This window comes from Falsiroseomonas sp. RANM36, assembly GCF_056682175.1.
In genome coordinates, this window is record NZ_JBWXTD010000006.1 from 262059 (window position 1) to 282217 (window position 20159).

The window sequence follows — 20159 nt, forward strand, 5'->3', positions numbered from 1 at the left end:
CCCCGCCGGCGGGCGCGTAGAACCGGGCGGCGCCTGGCGCCACCCGGGGGGGGGGCCGGGCCCCGCGCCGGCGGGGGGGGGGGGGGGCGGGGCGTCAACCGCGGCCGGGTTGCCGCCAGGCGACGCGCGGCGTATCGCGCCGCCGATGGATGCCTCGCCCGCCGCCGGGGCCCCGGCCGGGGGCCCCCTGCCCGCCTATCGCGCCATGGTCGCCGAGGGGACGCTGCAACCCGATCCCGCCCAGGCCCGCGCGGCGGAGATGCTGCAGGATCTCTGGCGCCGCACCCGCGGCTACGACCCGCATCCGGAGGAACCCGAGCAGGGAGGCTTCTTCGGGCGCTTCCTGCGCCGCAAGCCGGTGGCGCCGGAAGAGGCGCCGGCCGGCACGCCGATGGGGCTCTACCTCGTCGGCGAGGTCGGGCGCGGCAAGTCCATGCTGATGGACCTGTTCTTCGCGACGGCCGAGGTGCCGCGCAAGCAGCGCATCCACTTCCACGAATTCATGCAGCACCGCGTGCATGCGCGCATCCACGCCTGGAAGCGCCGGCATGGCGACGTTCCCTCCGCGCGCGACCCGCGCGACGCCGATCCGATCCCGCCGCTTGCGGATTCGATCGCGGAGGAGGCGGCGCTGCTCTGCTTCGACGAGTTCCAGGTGCACGACATCGCCGATGCGATGATCCTCGGCCGGCTGTTCCAGGCGCTGTTCGCGCGCGGCACCGTCGTGGTCGCGACGAGCAACACCGCGCCCGACGACCTGTTCAAGGGCAGGCCAGGGCGCGACGCCTTCCTGCCCTTCATCGCGCTGATCAAGCGGCGGCTGGAGGTGCTGGTGCTGGACGCCGCGCGCGACTACCGGCGGGAACGCATGCTCGACATGCCGACCTGGCACATGCCGGCGGATGCGCGCGCCGAGGCCGCGATGGATCGCGCCTTCCGCGACCTGACGGGGCAGGACCACGGCGCGCCGATGAAGCTGACGCTGCTCGGCCGCGCGATCACGGTGCCGCAGGCGGTGGAGGGCGTGGCGCGATTCGACTTCGACTCGCTCTGCGGGCAGCCGCTGGGACCGGCGGACTATCTCGCCGTCGCGACGCATTTCCACACGCTGCTGCTGGACGGAATCCCGCGACTCGGCGAGGAGAATTTCGACAAGGCGAAGCGCTTCATCACGCTGGTGGACGCGCTGTACGAGCATCGCGTGAAGCTGGTCGCGAGTGCGGCGGCGAGCCCCGATCGCATCTACGAACGTGGCGAGAATGCGGCGATGTTTGCCCGCACGGCAAGCCGCCTGCACGAGATGCAGAGCCGCGATTGGCGGGGCCGTCCGCACCTCACCTAGAATCTGAAGATCGGGCGTTGACACGGCCACGCGACACGGGTCTAGAGACTCACCGTCGTGACGTGGTCCAGGGGGGACCGGCCGCCCCGTCGGTGGGCGGCAGCACCAGAAGGGGATGACCGTACGCATGCGCAGGATCCTGCTGGCGTTGATCGTTCTTGCCTGCTCGCTGCCGACGGCGGAAGCCGCGCGGCGCGACGACACGACGCGGACAACAGCCGGCAGAAGCGCGCAGGCGCAGCAGACCCAGGAGGCGCGGTCCCGCAGCACGCGGGAAGAGACCACGCGGCGCAGCGCCTCCTCCCGGTCCTCGTCGCGTGACTCTGCGGCCTCGCGCAGCACGTCGCGCCAGAAGACAACGTCGCGCCAGCAGACCACATCGCGCAGCTCGCGCAACGGCGTCGCCGCGCGCGGCACCTCCGCGGCTGCCGTGCCGCGCAACGCTGCGCAGGAGTGCACGCGGCGCAATGGCCGCACCCGCTGCGCGCCGGCACAGAGCAGCGTCGCGGGCTGGCAGAGCGGCCTGCCGAACGCCAGCTACGCGCAGCAGGAATGCCCGGCCGGAACCTTCGCCACGCTGGCACGCGGGCATGACGACGTGGTGCGGTGCATGCCGCTCTGAACGAGGTCGGCCGGCCAGACCGGCGGATTTCGGCCGTGCCGGCAGCGTGCGCCTCCACGCGATGATCGCGCGGGCGCGGACCGCGTGACGGAACCCTGGCAAATCCCGGCGACGCGCCTCGCGGCGGACATCGGGGCGAAGCGCGTCTCCCCGGTGGAGGTGATGGAGGCGGTGCTGGCGCAGGCGGAGCGCCAGCATGCGCGGCTCAACCTGTTCGCGCTGCCGCTGTTCGACGCGGCGCGGGAGGCCGCGAAGCGGGCCGAAGCCGCGGTGTTGCGCGGCGACCCGCTCGGGCCCCTGCATGGCGTGCCCTTCACGGTGAAGGACAATGTTGCGATGCGCGGCCTGCCGACCGGCAATGGCAGCGTCGCGACGCAGGCGCCGCCGGCGGTGGAAAGCTGGGCAGTGGTGGAGCGGCTCGTCGCCGCGGGCGCGATCCCCATCGGCAAGACGACGCTGCCGGAATTCGCGCACAAGGTGCTGACCGACAGCCTGGCCTGCGGCGTGACGCGCAACCCCTGGCACCGGGAGCGCACGCCGGGCGGCTCCTCGGGCGGCGCCAGCGCCGCGCTCGCGGCGGGCGTGGCGCCGCTGGCGATCGGCAGCGACGGCGGCGGCTCGATCCGCTGCCCGGCAAGCTGCACGGGCGTGGTGGGGCTGAAGGCGACGCTGGGAAAGATCCCGAACGAGACCTTCCCCGATCCCTTCGGCAACTATGCGTTCGTCGGGCCCATGGCGCGCACCGTCGCGGATTGCGCCCTGATGTTCGACATCATGCAGGGGCCGGAGGCGCGCGATCCCTGGTCCCTGCTCGCCCCGCCCACGCCGCGGCGTCCCGCCGTGAAGGGCATGCGGATCGGCTGGATGGACCATGTCGGCAGGTATCGCACGCATCCCGAGGTGCTGGCGGCGATGCGCGGCGCCCGTGCCGCGCTGGAAGCGGCCGGCGCCGTCACGGAGGATCTGAGCGATCCCTGCTTCGACGACGCCTTCGCGATCTACCGCGTCATCGCCACGAGCGCCCATGCCGCGCGCCTCGGCCCGCTGGAGGAGAAGCAGGGCGACCGCATGACAGCCTCGCTGCGCGAAAGCATCGCCATCGGCCGGCGCTGGTCCGGCGCCGAACTGGTGCGGGCGATGGACCGGCGCGGGGCGCTGCACCGGGCCGTGCAGGGCCTGTTCGCGCGCTTCGACCTGGTCGCCACGCCGACCCTGCTGGCGCCGCCCGTGGCGCTCGACGCCGGCGGGTCCATCGCCACCGACTTCTATGCGGAATGGGCGGCGCCGCTCTATCCGCTGAACCTCACGGGCAACCCCGGCGCCTCGGTGCCGGTGGGCTTCGGGGCCGAAGGCACGCCGATCGGGCTGCAACTGGTCGGGCCATGGCATGGGGAAGCGCCGATCCTGGCGGCGGCCGCCGCGTTGGAGACGGCGCTGGACTGGCCTTCTTCCTGGCCTGCTCCGTGAGGTCGGCGCGCGGACTGTCAATGCATTCCTATGCCGAAAACGGCGAAGTTCCGTCGCACGGCGCATGGCGCCCGCCCCGCCTTGCCCATGGTGCACCGCGGGAGTAGGAACCCGCGGGGCGGTCATCGCCCTTGAAAAACGACATGCCCGGGACCAGCCGCACCGGCGGCCGGGCCAGGTTTGAGGACCGCGCATGGCCCGCAAGAAGATCGCCCTCGTCGGCGCCGGCAACATCGGCGGCACGCTCGCCCATCTGATCGGCCTGAAGGAGCTCGGCGACGTCGTGCTGTTCGACGTCTTCCCGGGCGTCGCCGCGGGCAAGGCGCTCGACATCATGCAGTCCGGCCCGGTGGACGGCTTCGACAGCCACATGGTGGGCGCCGGCGACTACGCCGCCATCAAGGACGCCGACGTGGTGATCGTCACCGCCGGCTTCCCCCGCATGCCGGGCATGAGCCGCGACGACCTGCTCACCAAGAACGCCGCGGTGATGGGCCAGGTGGCGGAGGGCATCAGGACCTACTGCCCGAACGCCTTCGTCATCTGCATCACCAACCCTCTGGACGTCATGGTCTGGGCGCTGCAGCAGAAGTCGGGCCTGCCCGCCAACAAGGTCGTCGGCATGGCCGGCGTGCTGGACAGCGCGCGCTTCCGCCTCTTCCTCGCGCAGGAATTCGGCGTCAGCGTCGAGGACGTGACCGCCTTCGTGCTCGGCGGCCATGGCGACACGATGGTGCCGCTGACCCGCTACTCCACCGTCGCCGGCGTGCCGGTGCCGGACCTGATCAAGATGGGCTGGACCACGCAGGAGAAGATCGACGCGATCGTCGCCCGTACCGCCAATGGCGGCGGCGAGATCGTGAAGCTGCTGGAGAAGGGCAGCGCCTTCTACGCCCCGGCCGCGTCCGCGATCGCCATGGCGGAGAGCTACCTGCTCGACAAGAAGCGCGTGCTGCCCTGCGCGGTGCTGCTGAACGGCGAATACGGCCAGAAGGACTTCTATGTCGGCGTGCCGGTGGTGATCGGCGCGAACGGCGTGGAGCGCGTGCTGGAAGTGCAGTTCACGCCGGAGGAGAAGGCGGCCTTCGACAAGTCCTGCGACGCGGTGAAGAAGCTGATCGAGGATTTTCGGAAGCTCGGCGTCTGAAGTCTCCGAGGTCGCGCGCCCCCCACCCTGACCCTCCCCCCGCTTGCGGGGGAGGGGATCTGGAGCTGACCGGATGAACATCCACGAGTACCAGGGCAAGGAGCTGCTGCGCCGCTACGGCGTCGCCGTGCTCGACGGCCATGTCGCCTGGACGGCCGAGGAAGCCGTGGAGGGTGCCAGAAAGCTGCCCGGCCCCGTCTATGTCGTGAAGTCGCAGATCCATGCCGGCGGGCGCGGCGCCGGGCGGTTCAAGGAAGACCCGAACGGCAAGGGCGGCGTGCGCGTGGTGAAGTCGCTGGACGAGGTCCGCGCCGCGGCCGAGGCGATGATCGGCAGGACGCTGGTCACCAAGCAGACCGGGCCGCAGGGCAAGGTCGTCTCCCGCGTCTATGTCGAGGATGGCTGCGACATCAGGCGCGAGCTCTATCTCGGCCTGCTGGTGGACCGCGACACCTCCCGCGTGGTGATCATGGCCTCGACCGAGGGCGGGATGGAGATCGAGGAGGTGGCGGCGCACCACCCCGAGAAGATCCTGAAGGTCCATGTGGACCCGGCCTCCGGCATCTCCGGCTTCCACGCCCGCAAGCTCGCCTTCGGCCTCGGGCTGGAAGGCAAGCAGGTGGCGAGCTTCACGAAGTTCGTCACCGCGCTCTACGGCGCCTTCCTCGAGCTGGATTGCGCGATCGTGGAGATCAACCCGCTGGTCGTCACCGGCAAGGGCGAGATCGTCGCACTCGACGCCAAGGTCTCCTTCGACGACAACGCGCTGTTCCGCCACAAGGACCTCGAGGCGCTGCGCGACGACAGCGAGATGGATCCGAAGGAGCTGGACGCGGCGAAGTTCGACCTGAACTACGTTGCGCTGGACGGCGAGATCGGCTGCATGGTCAACGGCGCGGGCCTGGCGATGGCCACGATGGACATCATCAAGCTCTATGGCAGCAGCCCGGCGAACTTCCTCGATGTCGGCGGCACGGCGAACGCCGCGCGGGTGACCGAGGCGTTCCGGATCATCACCAGCGATCCGAACGTGAAGGCCATCCTGGTGAACATCTTCGGCGGCATCGCCAAGTGCGACATGATCGCGACCGGCATCGTCGAGGCGTCGAAGAGCCTGTCGCTCTCGGTGCCGCTCGTCGTGCGGCTCGAAGGCACCAATGTCGAGCTCGGCAAACGCATCCTGGCCGAGAGCGGGCTCGCCATCATACCGGCCGACAACCTCGCCGACGCCGCCCAGAAGGTCGTCACCGCAGTGAAGAAGGCGGCCTGAGCGATGGCCATCCTCGTCGACAAGCACACCCGCGTCATGACCCAGGGCTTCACCGGGGCCCAGGGTACCTTCCACGCGTCGCAGGGCATCGCCTACGGCACCACCTACGTGGGCGGCACCACGCCGGGCAAGGGCGGCACGATGCACCCGGAGCTGAACCTGCCGGTGTTCAACACGGTGGCCGAATGCGTCGCCGCGACCGGCGCCGATGCCTCCGTCATCTACGTTCCCGCGCCCTTCGCGGCCGACGCCATCCTGGAGGCGATCGACGCCGAGGTGCCGCTGATCATCTGCATCACCGAGGGCATCCCGGTGCTCGACATGGTGAAGGTGAAGCGCGCGCTGTCGGGCTCGAAGTCGCGGCTGGTCGGGCCGAACTGCCCCGGCGTCATCACGCCCGAAGCGTGCAAGATCGGCATCATGCCCGGCCATATCCACCGCCGCGGATCGGTCGGAATCGTCTCAAAGTCCGGCACGCTGACCTATGAGGCGGTGGCGCAGACCACGGCCGCCGGGCTCGGCCAGTCCACCTGCGTCGGCATCGGCGGCGACCCGGTGAAGGGTCTCGACTTCGTGGACGTGCTCGCGATGTTCCTGAAGGACGAGGAGACGAAGTCCCTCATCATGATCGGCGAGATCGGCGGCGAGGCCGAGGTGGAAGGGGCCGAGTTCCTCCGGCGCGAGAACTTCGCCCCCGGCAAGCCGAACAAGCCGGTGGTCGGCTTCATCGCCGGCGCCACGGCGCCCGCCGGGCGGCGGATGGGCCATGCCGGCGCGGTGATCTCCGGCGGACGGGACACCGCGGCGGCGAAGATGGAGGCCATGGCCTCGGCCGGCATCCGGGTGGCGGACAGCCCCGCGGCGCTGGGCTCGACCATGGTGAAGGCGCTGGGCCGTTAAGGCTTCGGCAGGGTCCGGGGCGGAGGCTGCGGGCCGGCGGGGCACGGCTCTGCCGCAAAGCCGCCCCGGTGACCATATAGGCGACAGGCCGCCGCCCCATCGGGCGGCGGTCGCGTATCCGGGACGGAACCCGGAACGAAGGGGTTGAGGATCCGGCGGCAGCCAGGCAGGCCCCCGCCGAGGAGGACATGATGGCCGGAGTGGACATCCTTGCGAGCGCGATGTCGGGGGCGAACGCCGCCTTCCTCGCCGATCTCTACGCCCGCTGGGTGGAGAAGCCGGACAGCGTCGATCCCTCCTTCGCCGAGCTCTTCGCCGCGCTGAACGACGAGGCCCGCGCCGTGCTGGAGGACGCCTCGGGCGCCTCCTGGGCGCCGCGCACCCGCGGCCGGTTCGGCCCGGACCCCGAGCCCCCGCCCGCGCCGCGCAAGGACGGCAAGGCGGCGCCGGCCGGCGCCCCCGCCGGCGCGGCCGCGCCCACCGTGGACAAGGCGGCGGCGCAGCGCGCGGTGCTGGATTCCATCCGCGCGCTGATGCTGATCCGCAGCTACCGCGTGCGCGGCCATCTTGAAGCGCAGCTCGACCCGCTTGGCCTGCAGAAGCCGCCGCCGCATGCCGAGCTCTCGCCGGCGACCTACGGCTTCACCGAGGCCGACATGGACCGGCCGATCTTCCTCGATTTCGTGCTCGGCAAGGAATACGCGACGCTGCGCGAGATCCTGGCGATCTGCCGCGCCTCCTATTGCGGCTCGATCGGCGTCGAGTTCATGCACATCCAGGACCCCGACCAGAAATCCTGGATCCAGCGCCGCATCGAGGGCGCGCCCTGGCTGACGGCCTTCGGCAAGGACGAGAAGACGAAGATCCTGCAGGAGCTGACCGAGGCCGAGGGCTTCGAGGCCTTCTGCGCCAAGAAATACGCCACCACCAAGCGCTTCGGCCTGGAAGGCGGCGAGAGCACCATCCCCGCGATCGAGACGGTGATCGAGACCGCGGCCGCGCTCGGCGTGAACGAGGTCACCATCGGCATGGCCCATCGCGGCCGGCTCAACGTGCTGGTGAACGTCGTCCGCAAGCCCTACTCGGCCGTCTTCTCGGAATTCAAGGGCGTCTCCGCCCACCCCGAGGACGTGCAGGGCTCGGGCGACGTGAAATACCATCTCGGCACCTCGACCGACATCGAGATCGCCGGGCGCATGGTGCATCTCTCTCTGCAGCCGAACCCCTCGCACCTGGAAGCGGTGGACCCGGTGGTGGTCGGCAAGGTGCGCGCGCGGCAGGACATGGCGGGCGACACCAAGACGCGGCGGACCGTGATGGGCATCACGCTGCATGGCGACGCGGCCTTCGCCGGCCAGGGCGTCGTGTATGAGACGCTGGCGATGAGCCAGCTCATCGGCTACCGCACCGGCGGCACCATCCACATCGTCACCAACAACCAGATCGGCTTCACCACCGTCGCGGCGCACGCCTATTCGGGCCTCTACTGCACCGACGTCGCCAAGAGCATCCAGGTGCCGATCCTGCACGTGAACGGCGACGACCCCGAGGCGGTGGTGTTCTGCGCGAAGATGGCGGCCGAGTTCCGCATGCAGTTCGGCGCCGACATCGTGCTCGACATCGTCTGCTACCGCCGCCACGGCCACAACGAGACGGACGAGCCTGCCTTCACCCAGCCGATCATGTATGGCCGCATCAAGGAGATGCGCACCACGCGCACCCTCTACGCCGAGAAGCTGGCGCGGGAAGGCTCGCTCTCGGCCGAGGAGTCGAAGGCGATGTGGGAGGCCTTCAACGCCACGCTGGAGGACGCCTTCCAGGCGGCGCAGAGCTTCCGGCCGAACAAGGCGGATTGGCTGGAAGGCCACTGGTCGGGCCTCAAGGCGGTTGCCGTCGGCGAGGAGGTCGAGAAGCTGCATGAGACGGCCGTCGGCCTCGACGCGCTGCGCGAGGTGGGCGCGGCGCTGACGCGCGTTCCGTCCGACTTCGCCGTCAACCCGAAGATCGCCCGCCAGCTCGACTCGAAGAAGCAGGCGATCGACACCGGCGAGGGAATCGACTGGGCGACCGGCGAGGCGCTGGCCTTCGGCACGCTGCTGCTGGAAGGCCATCGCGTGCGCCTCTCGGGCGAGGACGTGCAGCGCGGCACCTTCAGCCACCGCCACGCCTACCTGGTCGACCAGAAAACGCAGGCGGAATACGTCCCGCTGAACAACATCCGCGCCGGGCAGCCGCGCTTCGAGGCGTTCAACTCCCTGCTGTCGGAGTTCGGCGTGCTCGGCTTCGAATACGGCTACTCGCTGGCCGATCCGCGCACGCTCGTGCTGTGGGAAGCGCAGTTCGGCGACTTCGCCAACGGCGCGCAGGTCATCATCGACCAGTTCATCGCCAGCGCCGAGACGAAGTGGCTGCGCATGTCGGGCCTGGTGATGCTGCTGCCGCATGGCTACGAGGGCCAGGGGCCGGAGCATTCCTCCGCGCGGCTCGAGCGCTACCTGCAGCTCTGCGCGGAGCGCAACATGCGGGTGGGGAACCTCACCACGCCGGCCAACTACTTTCATGCGCTGCGCCGGCAGCTCAAGGCGAACTACCGCAAGCCGCTGGTGCTGATGACGCCGAAGTCGCTGCTGCGGCACAAGCTGGCGGTGTCCTCGCTGGCGGATTTCGCGCCGGGCAGCGGGTTCCAGTACGTGATCCCGGAGGTGGATGCGATCGCCCCGGATGCGGAGGTGAAGCGCGTCGTGCTCTGCACCGGCAAGGTCTATTACGACCTGCTGCAGGAGCGGCGGGACAAGGGCGTGACGGATGTCGCCATCGTGCGGCTGGAGCAGCTCTATCCCTTCCCGCAGACGAGCCTGGGCAAGGCGCTGGCGCCCTACGTGAACGCCGAGGTGGTGTGGTGCCAGGAGGAGCCCGAGAACATGGGCGCCTGGACCTTCGTGGACCGCCGCATCGAGAAGGTGCTGGGCGGGCTGGAACACAAGGCGCGGCGGCCGCGCTACATCGGACGCGAGGAAGCGGCGAGCCCGGCCACCGGCCTCGCGCGCATCCATCAGCAACAGCAAGAGACGTTGGTGCGCCAGGCCCTGAGATTGGCCTGAGCACGCGAGAGGCAGAGCGACGATGACGGAGATCCTGGTTCCCCCGCTCGGGGAGAGCGTGTCGAGCGCCACGGTGGCGCGCTGGCTCAAGAAGGCCGGAGAGGCGGTAGCGGCCGATGAGCCGCTGGTGGAACTCGAGACCGACAAGGTGACCGTCGAGGTCAACGCCCCGGCCGCCGGCGTCATCGAGGCGATCGCCGCCAATGAGGGCGCGGAAGTCGCCGCCGGCGCCGTGCTCGGGACCATCACGGCTGGCGCCGCCGCGCCGCGCCCGGCCTCCTCCGGCACGCCGACCGCGCCGACGCCCGCGCCCGTCGTGGCCGCCGCGCCGCATGTCGAGCCGCCGCGCGCGCCCTCGGGCCCCGTGACGCGGCCCGGCGAGCCCACCGCTTCCCTGCCGAACGGCCCCGCGGCGACGAAGCTGATGGCCGATGCCGGCGTCGGCGCCGGGCAGATCGCCGGCACGGGCAAGGACGGGCGCATCACCAAGGGCGACGTGCTGGACTTCCTGAGCCGCCCCGCAACCGCCCCCGCCGCGGCCGCCGCCCCGCCACCGAAGGCCGCGCGCGCGCTGGAGACGGGCGAGGAGCGCGTGAAGATGACGCGCCTGCGCCAGACCATCGCGCGCCGCCTCAAGGAAGCGCAGAACACCGCCGCGATGCTCACCACCTTCAACGAGGTGGACATGGGCGCGGTGATGGCGCTGCGGAACGACTACAAGGATACGTTCGAAAAACGCCACGGCGTGAAGCTCGGCTTCATGAGCTTCTTCGTGAAGGCCTGCGTCGCCGCGCTGAAGGAATTCCCCGCGGTGAACGCGGAGATCGAGGGCGACGAGATCATCTACAAGCACTTCGTCCATATGGGCATCGCGGTCGGCGGGCCGTCTGGGCTCGTGGTGCCGGTGTTGCGCAATGCCGACCAGCTCGGCTTCGCGCAGATCGAGAAGTCCATCGGCGATTTCGGCCGCCGCGCCCGCGACGGCGCGCTGAAGCTCGATGAGCTGACCGGCGGCAGCTTCACCATCACCAATGGCGGCATCTACGGATCGCTGATGTCCACGCCGATCCTGAACCCGCCGCAGTCCGGCATCCTCGGCATGCACAAGATCCAGGAGCGCCCGATGGCCGTCGGCGGAAAGGTCGAGATCCGCCCGATGATGTACATCGCGCTGAGCTACGACCACCGCATCGTGGATGGGAAGGAGGCGGTCAGCTTCCTCGTGCGCATGAAGGAAGCCATCGAGGATCCGCGCCGGCTGATGCTGGACGTGTAGACCCTGCCCGAGCGGTCGCGACGGATCGTCGCATGCAGGGGGCGGGCCCGGCAGGCTCGCCCATTTCTCGTCCTGGCTGCGCTGGTCCTGGCCGTCATCACCACCGCCGCGGCACGGGCCGATCCGCTGCAGGACTGCCTCGACGGCGACCTGGGCGCCACGCCCATCGGCCTCGCGATCTGCGCGAACGAGGCCACCCACGCTGCCGACTCTCGCCTCGACGCGCTGCTCGATGCGGCGAGGGCGCCGGACCTCTCGTTGCGTCTGACCGACGTCGCCGAGGCGCAGCGGCACTGGCGGCGTTACCGTGACCTCCATTGTGGCCTGTACGCGCGTGCCGATGGCGCACCGGGCAGCCAGGCACCGGCCGACATCGCCCTGTGCCGGCTCCGTCGCACACTCGTCCGCGAGGCCGAGCTTCGCGATCTGCTGGATTTCATGGGCCCGCGCTGACCGCATTTTCTGCTTGCATCGCGTGGCGCGCTTCCCGTATCAGCCGCGCCCTCGCCGGAAATCGTTCCGGCGAGATGATCGTGTGTCCCATGCTGCCGAACGCGCTCCGCGCTGTCGTCGCCTGCGACCCGCTCCTGCACGCGCAGGGTCGGAACGTCGGCGCGCGACCTGGCAGCTTCCTCGGCAAAGCCCGGCTTCGACCGTCCTTCGCCTGACACGCGCGCGGCCCGCGGGCCGCTTTCCCTGACGACTGACAAGCAGAAGTACATCCGATGCGTCCCTCCGACCCGCTGGAGGCGCGTGCGCGCGAGCTGGCCATGGCGGCCGGCACCGACCCCGATTCGCGCATCCCGAACCCGCTCAAGCCCGGCAAGTCCATGCCGGCCTGGATCCCCTTCCGCGACGCCGCCCGCGCAGCGCTGCAGCAGGAGGCGATCGCGCGCGCCGGGGCCGTGCTCGGGGAGCAGCCGGAGGCCTATCGCGACGCGCCGCTGACCGTCTTCGGCGAGCACGAGCCGAACACGCTCGGCCAGATGCGGAACTGCATGCGCGTCGGCAACGTCGTGGCGGCGACGCTCTGCGCGGACGGGCATCTCGGCTACGCGCAGCCGGTCGGCGGCGTGATCGCCTATGAGGGGCAGGTCAGTATCAGCGGCGTCGGCTTCGACATCGCCTGCGGCAACCTGGCCGCGCGGCTCGACACGCCCTTCGCCGCCGCGAAGGACCGCGTGCCGGAGATCCTCGCCGACATCCGCCGCGCGATCTCCTTCGGCGTCGGCCGCGCCAACGCGGAGCGCGTGGAGCACGCGCTGCTCGACGACCGCGATGCGTGGCAGGCCTCCGGCATGGAGGACTACCGCCAGAAGGCGGCCGCGCAGCTCGGCACCGTCGGCTCGGGCAACCACTATGTGGACCTGTTCGAGGACGAGGCCGGCTTCGTCTGGATCGGCGTGCATTTCGGATCGCGCGGCCTGGGTCACACCAGCGCCACGCGCTACCTGAAGGCCGCCGGCGGCAAGGACGGCATGCATGTCCCGCCCGCCGTTGTGGACGAGGCGTCGGAGATCGGCACGCGCTACCTGGCCGCGATGGAGCTGGCCGGGCGCTACGCCTATGCCGGGCGCGAATGGGTCGTGGAGCGCGTGCGCGCGATCATCGGTGGCGCGATCACCGATGCCGTGCACAACCACCACAACTACGCCTGGAAGGAGCGGCATGGCGATCGCGACCTCTGGGTCGTGCGCAAGGGCGCGACGCCGGCCTTCCCCGGCCAGCGCGGCTTCGTCGGCGGCTCCATGGGCGACGACGCGGTGATCCTGGAAGGCGTGGAGAGCGAGGCCGCCGCGGCCTCGCTCTACTCCACCGTCCACGGCGCCGGTCGCGTCTTCGGCCGGAAGGAGGCGCTGCGCCGCTTCACGCGCGGCGAGATGGACGCCTGGCTGCGCGGGCGCGGCGTGATGGTCTCGGGCGGCGACCTGGACGAGAGCCCGATGGCCTATCGTCGCCTGCCTGAGGTGCTGGCCCACCACACCGGCACCATCCGCGTGCTGCATCGCCTCCGCCCTTTCGCGGTGGCGATGGCGGGGCCGGGCGAGTTCGATCCGTTCAAGGACTGAACCCGCCCGGGTGCGAGAAAGGGGGGGGGGGGGGGGGGGCGGCCCCCCGCCCCACCCGCCGGTGCGGTAGTACTACCTGACCCACTGCCCCCCCCTGCCGCCCGGGTGCGTTATCGGGGGGGGGCGGCTCAGGCCGCCACCTTCTCCTTCAACGGGACCAGGATCGCCGTCAGCCATTCGGCGGGCGGCAGGGTGCGGCAGTCGTTCAGGTAGTCCTCCCGCACCGGCTGGTCGGCCGGTTCCTCCCCGCTGCCGGGCAGCCAGTCGCGGTAGATCCAGGAATAGGCGCCCTCCAGCTCGGCATAGGGCCCCTTGAACACGATCACGGCGCAGCGGCTCGGCGGCAATTCGAGGATGCGCACGCCCTCCCCGCCCTCCACGCCCGCCGGCACGGTCAGGCAGGCGTCGGAGCGCAGGTCCGTCTCCGGCACGCTGGTCGGGTCGTCGTGATAGAGGCCGAGGAAGCGCGTCTCCGGCTCGATCAGCCGCCGCGCCGCGGCCCAGGCCATCAGCCGGTCGAAGCTGCCCCCGATCCCGGTATAGGCGCCGCGATGTTCCAGCGCCGCGAGGCGCAGCGCGGGTTCCTGGCGGATCGTGATCTCGTGCATGGCGGTCTCCTCTCGATGCGGGGCGGGGGGACGCGGCAGGCCGATGCCGCCGCGGTCGCGATAGGCCGCCGGCGGGATGCCGTAGGCGGCGCGGAAGGCACGGGTGAAGGCGGCGGCACTGCCATAGCCGCTGGCGCGGGCGATGGCGGCGATCGGCGCGCCACCGCGCACCAGCAATGCGGCGGCACGGGAGAGGCGCTCCCGCGCCAGGGTTTCGGCCGGGGTCTCGCCCGTCAGCTCGCGGTAGATCCGGTGGAAGTGGAAGGGGCTGAAGGCGGCGGCCGAGGCCAGTTCCTCCAGCGTATGGTCGCGCGCCGGGTCGGCGGCGATCAGCGCCATGGCGCGGGCGATGCGCCGCCCGTAGTCGAGCCGGGTGGAGGCCTTGGCCGGGCCGGGAAGGTCGCTGGGCATGGCCGCCTTATGCCGCAGGCCAAGTTGATCCGGGTTGCGGAAGTGGCGGGCGGGTGCGGCTTGTGCGCGGCGCGGCGCTGCGTATGGTCCGGCCCGGCAAGGACAGGACGGCATACCCCATGGCTGAAAGCTTCGACGTGATCGTCATCGGCGCCGGACCCGGCGGCTATGTCTGCGCGATCCGCGCGGCGCAGCTCGGCATGAAGGTCGCCTGCGTCGAGAAGCGGCAGACGCTGGGCGGAACCTGCCTCAATGTCGGCTGCATCCCCTCCAAGGCGCTGCTGCAATCCTCCGAGCATTTCGAGGAGGCGAAGCACAAGCTGGCCGAGCATGGCGTGAATGTCGGCGCCGTCTCGCTCGACCTCGCGAAGATGCTGGCGCGCAAGGCCGAGGTCGTCTCGGCCAACGTCAAGGGCATCGAGTTCCTGTTCAAGAAGAACAAGGTGACCTGGCTGAAGGGCGAGGGCCGCATCGCCGCGCCCGGAAAGGTCGAAGTGAATGGCACGACCTACGACACGAAGAACATCGTCATCGCGACGGGCAGCGAGAGCATCCCGCTGCCCGGCATCACGGTGGACGAGAAGCGCGTCGTCACCTCCACCGGCGGGCTGGAGCTCGACCAGGTCCCCGGCCACCTGGTGGTGATCGGCGGCGGCTATATCGGCCTCGAGCTCGGCAGCGTCTGGCGCCGGCTCGGCGCCGAGGTGACGGTGGTGGAGTTCCTTGACCGCCTGGTGCCCAGCATGGACAACGAGGTCGGCAAGGCCTTCGAGCGCATCCTGGGCAAGCAGGGGATGAAGTTCCGCCTCAAGACCAAGGTCACCGCCGCGAAGCAGGACGAGACGGGCGTGACGCTGACGCTGGAGCCCGCCGCGGGCGGCAAGGCCGAGGAGCTGCGCGCCGATGTGGTGCTGCTCGCGATCGGCCGCCGCGCCTACACCGAGGCGCTGGGCCTGAAGGAGGTCGGCGTCGCGCTGGACGAGCGCGGGCGCGTCGTCACCGATGCGCATTTCGCCACCAGCGTCCCGGGCATCTTCGCGATCGGCGACGCCATCGTCGGCCCGATGCTCGCCCACAAGGCCGAGGAGGAGGGCGTGGCGCTGGCCGAGATGCTGGCCGGCCAGCATGGGCATGTGAACTACGGCGCCATCCCCGGCGTGGTGTACACATGGCCGGAAGTGGCGAGCATCGGCGAGACCGAGGAGCAGCTGAAGGCGCGTGGCGTCGCCTACAGGGTCGGAAAGTTCCCCTTCACGGCGAATGGCCGCGCCCGCGCCATGGGCGACACCGACGGCTTCGTGAAGATCCTGGCGGACAAGGCGACCGACCGCGTGCTCGGCGCCCACATCATCGGGCCGGATGCCGGCACGCTGATCGCCGAGATCGCCATCGCCATGGAATTCGGCGCGAGCGCCGAGGACGTGGCGCGCACCTGCCACGCCCATCCCTCATTGAACGAGGCGGTGAAGGAAGCCGCCCTCGCGGTGGACGGGCGGGCGCTGCACATCTGAGACTGGCCGCGCCCTGGGCGCGGGGCGCCCGGTCGGGTTGCGCGGTGGCCGGATGGGTTCACGGTTCGGCGACAGAACATGCCCTGGCTTGCATGTCGGGCCGGACCGATCGCAGGCTGCTTCGTTCCGTCTGAGGGGGCAGGCCATGCGCGGCGCCATCGCCGGACTGATCCTGACCGCGGCGGCAAGCCTGGCCGCCCTGCCCGCGCCCGCGGCGACGGTCAGCGTCTTCCCGGTCTTCGCCTACGCCATGCCGAACGGCGACGGCGTCGCCTCGGGCGGGACCTGGAACTACTGGGACCGGACCTATAGCGGCGTCGGCGATGTCACCCAGGATGCCGCGCCGCTGCGCGACGGCACCGGCAAGCTGACCGACGGCGTCGTCGCGCACGGCGCCTGGTTCCGCGTGTCGGACGCCGCGGGCCTGGGCCCGCATGTCGGTTGGACACGCGTGTCGGCGACCGATCCGCTGATCCGCTTCGCCTTCCGCCCGCCGGCCTGCCGCTGCCTGATCCGCGTGGACGGCGTCACGATCTGGCTCGACAACACGCAGGTCGGTGGCGTGGGCGCGCCCCTGGACATCGTGGTGAACGGCGTGTCGCGCGCCTTCGTCCCGCCGCCGCCGGGCGAGTTCGGCCCGGTCGTGATCACGAATCTCGGGCTGCGACGGGGCGATCCGACGCTGCAATTCGTGCAGGATCCCGCCTATCCCTGGACTTTCGTCAGCGAGATCGCCTGGTCGGGGCGGATCGTCCCGGCGGCGGAACCGCCGTCCCTGGCGATTCTCCTTTCCGGGGCACTGGGGCTGCTGCTGCCGCTGCGCGCGCTCCGACCCGGCGCGCGCGGCGCCAGGCCCGCGGGAGCGCCATCCCTCGGCTGAGCCGAGCGGCGCTCCGGAATCGTCGAACGGCGCGAAAAATTCCTGCCTGCTGCTTGCGGCGCGCGCGGTTCGGGTGCATCCCGACCTTCCCAGGCCACGCTCACGTGGAAGACCACCCGACGCGATGCAGGTGTATCTGCCGATCGCCGAGATGTCGGTGGATGCCCTGCTCCTGCTCGGCATCGGGTTCGGCGTGGGCTGGCTCTCGGGCCTGTTCGGCGTCGGCGGCGGGTTCCTGCTCACGCCGGTGCTGATCCTGATCGGCATTCCCTCAGCGGTCGCCGTGGGCTCCGGCGCGAACCAGACGCTCGGCGCCTCGGTCTCGGGCCTGCTGGCGCAATGGCGGCGCGGGAATGTGGATGTCCGTATGGGGCTGGTGCTGCTGGTCGGCGGCTTCCTCGGCTCGGCGGCCGGCGTGCAGCTCTTCGCCTGGCTGCGGCGCGCGGGCCAGGTGGATCTGGCCGTGGCGATCTTCTACGTGGTGGTTCTCGGCACGGTCGGCGCGCTGATGGTGCGCGAGAGCGTCGGCGCCATCCTGCGGCGGCGCAAGGCGCGCCCTGCGCGGCTGCACGAGCATCTCTGGATCCACGGCCTGCCGCTGAAGATGCGCTTCCGCAAGTCGCGGCTCTACATCTCCGTCATCCCGCCGCTGCTGATCGGCTTCGCGATCGGCGTGCTTTCCGCGGTGATGGGCGTGGGCGGCGGCTTCATGCTGGTGCCGGCGATGATCTACCTGCTCGGCATGCCCACCTCGGTGGTGATCGGCACCTCGCTGTTCCAGGTGGTCTTCGTCACGGCCAACGTCACCTTCCTTCAGGCGGTGCAGGTGGGCAGCGTGGACATCGTGCTGACGCTGCTGCTGCTCGCGGGCGGCGTGGTGGGCGCGCAGTTCGGCGCGCAGATGGGCACGAAGCTGCGCGGCGAGGAGACGCGCGCGCTGCTCGGTGCGCTGGTGCTGGCGGTGGCGGGCGCCCTGCTCTGGGACCTGCTGCGCGTGCCGGCGCAGCTTTTCGTGATCGGGCCGGCGCCATGAGCCCCCGCGCGGCGTTGCTGCCGCTGTTCCTGCTGCTGCTGCTGACGGCGGCCCCGGCCGGGGCGCAGCCGGGCGCGACGCCCTCCCTCTCGGCGGAGCTTTCCACGCGGCGGATCGAGGTGAGCACCGCCTTCACCGGCGGCGAGATCCTGGTGTTCGGCGCGACCGACCGGTTGATCGGCGGCGACGCCGACGAGATCGTGGTGCTGGCGACCGGGCCGCAGACCTCGCTGGTGGTGCGCCAGAAGATCGACGTGCTCGGCTTCTGGATCAACGGCCCCTCGGCGCGGTTCAACCGCATCCCGTCCTATTGGGCGCTGGCGGCAACGCGCCCGGTGGAGCTGATGTTCGGCCCGTCCGAGCGCAACGAACTGCGGCTCGGGCTCGACCTGCTGCCACTGCCCCAGATCGGCAGTCCCGGCCCGCAGTTCCGCCGCGCCCTGCGCGAGCTGAAGCAGCGCCAGGGCCTGTGGGTGGACCAGGTGCGGCCCGTCGAGGTGTCCGGCGGCAGACTGTTCCACGCCCGGCTTCCCGTGCCCTCCACCGTCGCGACCGGGGTCTATCGCGTGGAGGTGATGCTGGTGCGCGAAGGAAGGGTGGTGGCGCGCCAGGACCTCGCGCTCGACGTGGAGCGGGTGGGCTCGGCCGCGCGCATCGCCGATGTCGCGCGCGACCTGCCCGTGGTGTATGCCCTGACCTGCATCCTGCTCGCGGCGTTCGCCGGCTGGCTGGGCAGCGTGCTGTTCCGGAGGAGCTGATGGGCGAGGCGGAGGCGGCGGCACAGGCGCGGCGGGACCGCGTCTTCCTCGTGGTGGTGGATGACAGCCCCGAGCGGCGGGTCGCCCTGCGCTACGCCTGCCTGCGCGCGCGCAAGAGCGGCGGGCGCGTGGCGCTGCTGCGCGTGATCGAGCCGGCGGGCCAGGTGGAATGGGCCGGCGTCGGCGCGATGCTGGCGGAGGAACGCCGGCAGGAGGCCGAGAAGCTGCTGTCCGGCCTGGCGGCCGAGGTGAACGAGCTGACCGGCGGCATCCCGATCCTGCTGATCCGCGAGGGCGACCCGCGCGACGAGCTGCTGGCGTTGCTGGAGGAAGACCCGCGCATCTCGATCCTGGTGCTGGCCGCCGCCGCCGGCGGGTCCGGCCCGGGCCCGCTGATCTCGGCGCTGGCCGGCCGCTATGCCGCCAAGCTCTCGGTGCCGATGACCATCGTGCCCGGCGCCATCACCGACGAGGAGCTGGAACGGCTGACCTGACCCGCCGGCGCGGCAGGGCGGCGGCGTTGCAGGGATTGCCAAAAAGGACCACATGGGTCTGGTATCGCAGCACCAGAACGCGGATCACGAAGCGACATGTTCATCGAGACGGAAGGCACGCCGAACCCGGCCACGCTGAAGTTCCTGCCGGGCCGGGACGTCATGGGCGGGCGCGGCACCGCCGACTTCACCCAGGCCACGGAGACCGAGGGCCGCAGCCCGCTCGCCGCGCGCATCTTCGGCGTGGGCGAGGTGGCCCGCGTCTTCCTCGGCAACGACTTCGTCACGGTCACCAAGACCGAGGATGCCGACTGGCAGGCCCTGCGTCCGCGGGTGCTGAGCGCCATCATGGAGCACTACCTCTCCGGGCTGCCGGCGATGGAAGGCGGCGAGGCCGCGGCCGAGGACGAGGACTTCGCCCCGGAGGATGGCGAGATCGTCGCCCAGATCAAGGAATTGCTGGACACGAGGGTGCGCCCAGCCGTGGCCGGCGATGGCGGCGACATCGTCTTCCGCGGCTTCCGCGAGGGCGTGGTGAAGCTGCACCTGCAGGGCGCCTGCAGCGGCTGCCCGTCCTCCCGGGCGACGCTCAAGCACGGCGTGGAGAACATGCTCCGGCACTACGTGCCGGAAGTGCAGCGGGTGGAGCAGGTCGAGGCCTGATCCCGGTCGCCATTGACCGGCCGGATGATGGTCATCCGGCCGGCGATGCTGGCGGCGGCCGCATGCCGCCCCATCTGGCCTCGCATCCTATCCGAATGGGAGCCGCCCGATGCTGTCCGATCCGTCCCTGCTCGACGACAAGGCCCTCGACCAGCTGTTCCGCGAGGCGCGGACGCACAACGCCTGGCAGCACCGGCCCGTGCCGGACGCCAAGCTCGAGGAGATCTACAACCTCCTGAAATTCGCCCCGACCTCGGCGAATTCCTCGCCGGCACGCTTCGTCTTCGTCCGCACGGCGGAGGGCAAGGCGAAGCTGAAGCAGGCCCTGTCGCCCGGCAACGTCGAGAAGACGATGACCGCTCCGGTCACGGTGATCGTCGCCCATGACGTGGAGTTCTACGAGAAGCTGCCCTTCCTCTTCCCGCATGCCGATGCGCGGTCCTGGTTCGCCGGCAACCCCGCTTTCGCCGAAACCAGCGCGTTCCGCAACGGCACGCTGCAGGGTGCCTATCTGATCCTGGCGGCGCGGGGCGCCCGCCGGGGTGGCGGGGGGGGGGGGGGGGGGGGCCACAGCAAAGGGGGGGGGGTGTTGTTTGGCGGCCCCCCC

18 protein-coding genes are annotated in these 20159 nt (G+C 70.9%); 17 read left to right on the top strand and 1 reads right to left on the bottom strand.

The genetic code is table 11. The features are described from left to right. Nucleotides 1–145 precede the first annotated feature (145 nt). The 10 genes from zapE (at nt 146) to AC1MIR_RS22865 (ending at nt 13194) form a co-directional block, all read left to right on the top strand. On the top strand, nt 146–1342 hold the full coding sequence (gene zapE / locus AC1MIR_RS22820; RefSeq protein WP_480030724.1) for a cell division protein ZapE: 1197 nt from the start codon (nt 146–148) through the stop codon (nt 1340–1342). 127 nt (nt 1343–1469) lie between these two features. Then, the gene (locus AC1MIR_RS22825; protein ID WP_480030482.1) at nt 1470–1964 is read left to right on the top strand and encodes a hypothetical protein; all 495 of its coding nucleotides are present in this window, start codon (nt 1470–1472) and stop codon (nt 1962–1964) included. An 84-nt stretch (nt 1965–2048) separates the two neighbouring features. Then, nucleotides 2049–3431, top strand: a complete 1383-nt coding sequence (locus tag AC1MIR_RS22830; protein WP_480030483.1) for an amidase — start codon at nt 2049–2051, stop codon at nt 3429–3431. A gap of 193 nt (nt 3432–3624) precedes the next feature. After that, entirely contained in the window at nt 3625–4578 is a 954-nt protein-coding gene (gene mdh / locus AC1MIR_RS22835; protein WP_480030484.1) for a malate dehydrogenase, read from the top strand. 73 nt (nt 4579–4651) lie between these two features. Then, nucleotides 4652–5848 carry an ADP-forming succinate--CoA ligase subunit beta gene (gene sucC, locus AC1MIR_RS22840; protein WP_480030485.1) on the top strand — a complete coding sequence of 399 codons (1197 nt, stop codon included), beginning with the start codon at nt 4652–4654 and terminating at the stop codon, nt 5846–5848. A 3-nt stretch (nt 5849–5851) separates the two neighbouring features. Beyond that, on the top strand, nt 5852–6748 hold the full coding sequence (sucD, locus tag AC1MIR_RS22845; protein WP_480030486.1) for a succinate--CoA ligase subunit alpha: 897 nt from the start codon (nt 5852–5854) through the stop codon (nt 6746–6748). 191 nt (nt 6749–6939) lie between these two features. Then, nucleotides 6940–9849, top strand: a complete 2910-nt coding sequence (locus AC1MIR_RS22850; RefSeq protein WP_480030487.1) for a 2-oxoglutarate dehydrogenase E1 component — start codon at nt 6940–6942, stop codon at nt 9847–9849. A gap of 22 nt (nt 9850–9871) precedes the next feature. Further along, complete coding sequence (gene odhB, locus AC1MIR_RS22855) at nt 9872–11125, top strand: 2-oxoglutarate dehydrogenase complex dihydrolipoyllysine-residue succinyltransferase (protein WP_480030488.1); 1254 nt, start codon at nt 9872–9874, stop codon at nt 11123–11125. Between the two features lie 177 nt (nt 11126–11302). Then, nucleotides 11303–11578: a lysozyme inhibitor LprI family protein gene (locus tag AC1MIR_RS22860; protein WP_480030725.1), complete on the top strand. Its 276-nt coding sequence runs from the start codon at nt 11303–11305 to the stop codon at nt 11576–11578. Nucleotides 11579–11850: 272 nt separating this feature from the next. Continuing rightward, a complete protein-coding gene (locus tag AC1MIR_RS22865) occupies nt 11851–13194 on the top strand; it encodes an RtcB family protein (RefSeq protein WP_480030489.1) in 1344 nt (447 codons plus the stop codon). 128 nt (nt 13195–13322) lie between these two features. On the opposite strand, the gene AC1MIR_RS22870 is transcribed toward AC1MIR_RS22865, so the two are convergent. Continuing rightward, a complete protein-coding gene (locus AC1MIR_RS22870; protein ID WP_480030490.1) occupies nt 13323–14213 on the bottom strand; it encodes an AraC family transcriptional regulator in 891 nt (296 codons plus the stop codon). Nucleotides 14214–14332: 119 nt separating this feature from the next. Here AC1MIR_RS22870 and lpdA point away from each other — a divergent pair, with 119 nt between their 5' ends. The 7 genes from lpdA to AC1MIR_RS22905 all read left to right on the top strand — a co-directional run. Next, the gene (lpdA, locus tag AC1MIR_RS22875; RefSeq protein ID WP_480030491.1) at nt 14333–15724 is read left to right on the top strand and encodes a dihydrolipoyl dehydrogenase; all 1392 of its coding nucleotides are present in this window, start codon (nt 14333–14335) and stop codon (nt 15722–15724) included. A 145-nt stretch (nt 15725–15869) separates the two neighbouring features. After that, nucleotides 15870–16604 (top strand): hypothetical protein, encoded by a 735-nt coding sequence (locus AC1MIR_RS22880; RefSeq protein WP_480030492.1) that lies wholly within the window; start codon nt 15870–15872, stop codon nt 16602–16604. 124 nt (nt 16605–16728) lie between these two features. Beyond that, nucleotides 16729–17637, top strand: a complete 909-nt coding sequence (locus AC1MIR_RS22885) for a sulfite exporter TauE/SafE family protein (protein WP_480030493.1) — start codon at nt 16729–16731, stop codon at nt 17635–17637. Beyond that, on the top strand, nt 17634–18395 hold the full coding sequence (locus AC1MIR_RS22890) for a TIGR02186 family protein (protein WP_480030494.1): 762 nt from the start codon (nt 17634–17636) through the stop codon (nt 18393–18395). The genes AC1MIR_RS22885 and AC1MIR_RS22890 overlap by 4 nt, the downstream gene beginning before the upstream one ends. Next, the gene (locus tag AC1MIR_RS22895) at nt 18395–18889 is read left to right on the top strand and encodes a universal stress protein (RefSeq protein ID WP_480030495.1); all 495 of its coding nucleotides are present in this window, start codon (nt 18395–18397) and stop codon (nt 18887–18889) included. The genes AC1MIR_RS22890 and AC1MIR_RS22895 overlap by 1 nt, the downstream gene beginning before the upstream one ends. A gap of 96 nt (nt 18890–18985) precedes the next feature. Then, entirely contained in the window at nt 18986–19552 is a 567-nt protein-coding gene (locus tag AC1MIR_RS22900) for a NifU family protein (RefSeq protein WP_480030496.1), read from the top strand. A gap of 109 nt (nt 19553–19661) precedes the next feature. Beyond that, on the top strand, nt 19662–20159 hold a 498-nt coding region (locus tag AC1MIR_RS22905), incomplete at its 3' end, for a malonic semialdehyde reductase (protein WP_480030497.1).

Bases quoted from the DNA above. Each gene is read 5' to 3' on its own strand.
- AC1MIR_RS22865 (WP_480030489.1), top strand. From the start codon at position 11,851: ATGCGTCCCTCCGACCCGCTGGAGGCGCGTGCGCGCGAGCTGGCCATG.
- AC1MIR_RS22890 (WP_480030494.1), top strand. From the start codon at position 17,634: ATGAGCCCCCGCGCGGCGTTGCTGCCGCTGTTCCTGCTGCTGCTGCTG.
- sucC (WP_480030485.1), top strand. From the start codon at position 4,652: ATGAACATCCACGAGTACCAGGGCAAGGAGCTGCTGCGCCGCTACGGC.
- lpdA (WP_480030491.1), top strand. From the start codon at position 14,333: ATGGCTGAAAGCTTCGACGTGATCGTCATCGGCGCCGGACCCGGCGGC.
- zapE (WP_480030724.1), top strand. From the start codon at position 146: ATGGATGCCTCGCCCGCCGCCGGGGCCCCGGCCGGGGGCCCCCTGCCC.
- mdh (WP_480030484.1), top strand. From the start codon at position 3,625: ATGGCCCGCAAGAAGATCGCCCTCGTCGGCGCCGGCAACATCGGCGGC.
- AC1MIR_RS22825 (WP_480030482.1), top strand. From the start codon at position 1,470: ATGCGCAGGATCCTGCTGGCGTTGATCGTTCTTGCCTGCTCGCTGCCG.
- AC1MIR_RS22885 (WP_480030493.1), top strand. From the start codon at position 16,729: ATGCAGGTGTATCTGCCGATCGCCGAGATGTCGGTGGATGCCCTGCTC.
- AC1MIR_RS22900 (WP_480030496.1), top strand. From the start codon at position 18,986: ATGTTCATCGAGACGGAAGGCACGCCGAACCCGGCCACGCTGAAGTTC.
- AC1MIR_RS22850 (WP_480030487.1), top strand. From the start codon at position 6,940: ATGGCCGGAGTGGACATCCTTGCGAGCGCGATGTCGGGGGCGAACGCC.
- AC1MIR_RS22880 (WP_480030492.1), top strand. From the start codon at position 15,870: ATGCGCGGCGCCATCGCCGGACTGATCCTGACCGCGGCGGCAAGCCTG.
- AC1MIR_RS22870 (WP_480030490.1), bottom strand. From the start codon at position 14,213: ATGCCCAGCGACCTTCCCGGCCCGGCCAAGGCCTCCACCCGGCTCGAC.
- sucD (WP_480030486.1), top strand. From the start codon at position 5,852: ATGGCCATCCTCGTCGACAAGCACACCCGCGTCATGACCCAGGGCTTC.
- AC1MIR_RS22895 (WP_480030495.1), top strand. From the start codon at position 18,395: ATGGGCGAGGCGGAGGCGGCGGCACAGGCGCGGCGGGACCGCGTCTTC.
- odhB (WP_480030488.1), top strand. From the start codon at position 9,872: ATGACGGAGATCCTGGTTCCCCCGCTCGGGGAGAGCGTGTCGAGCGCC.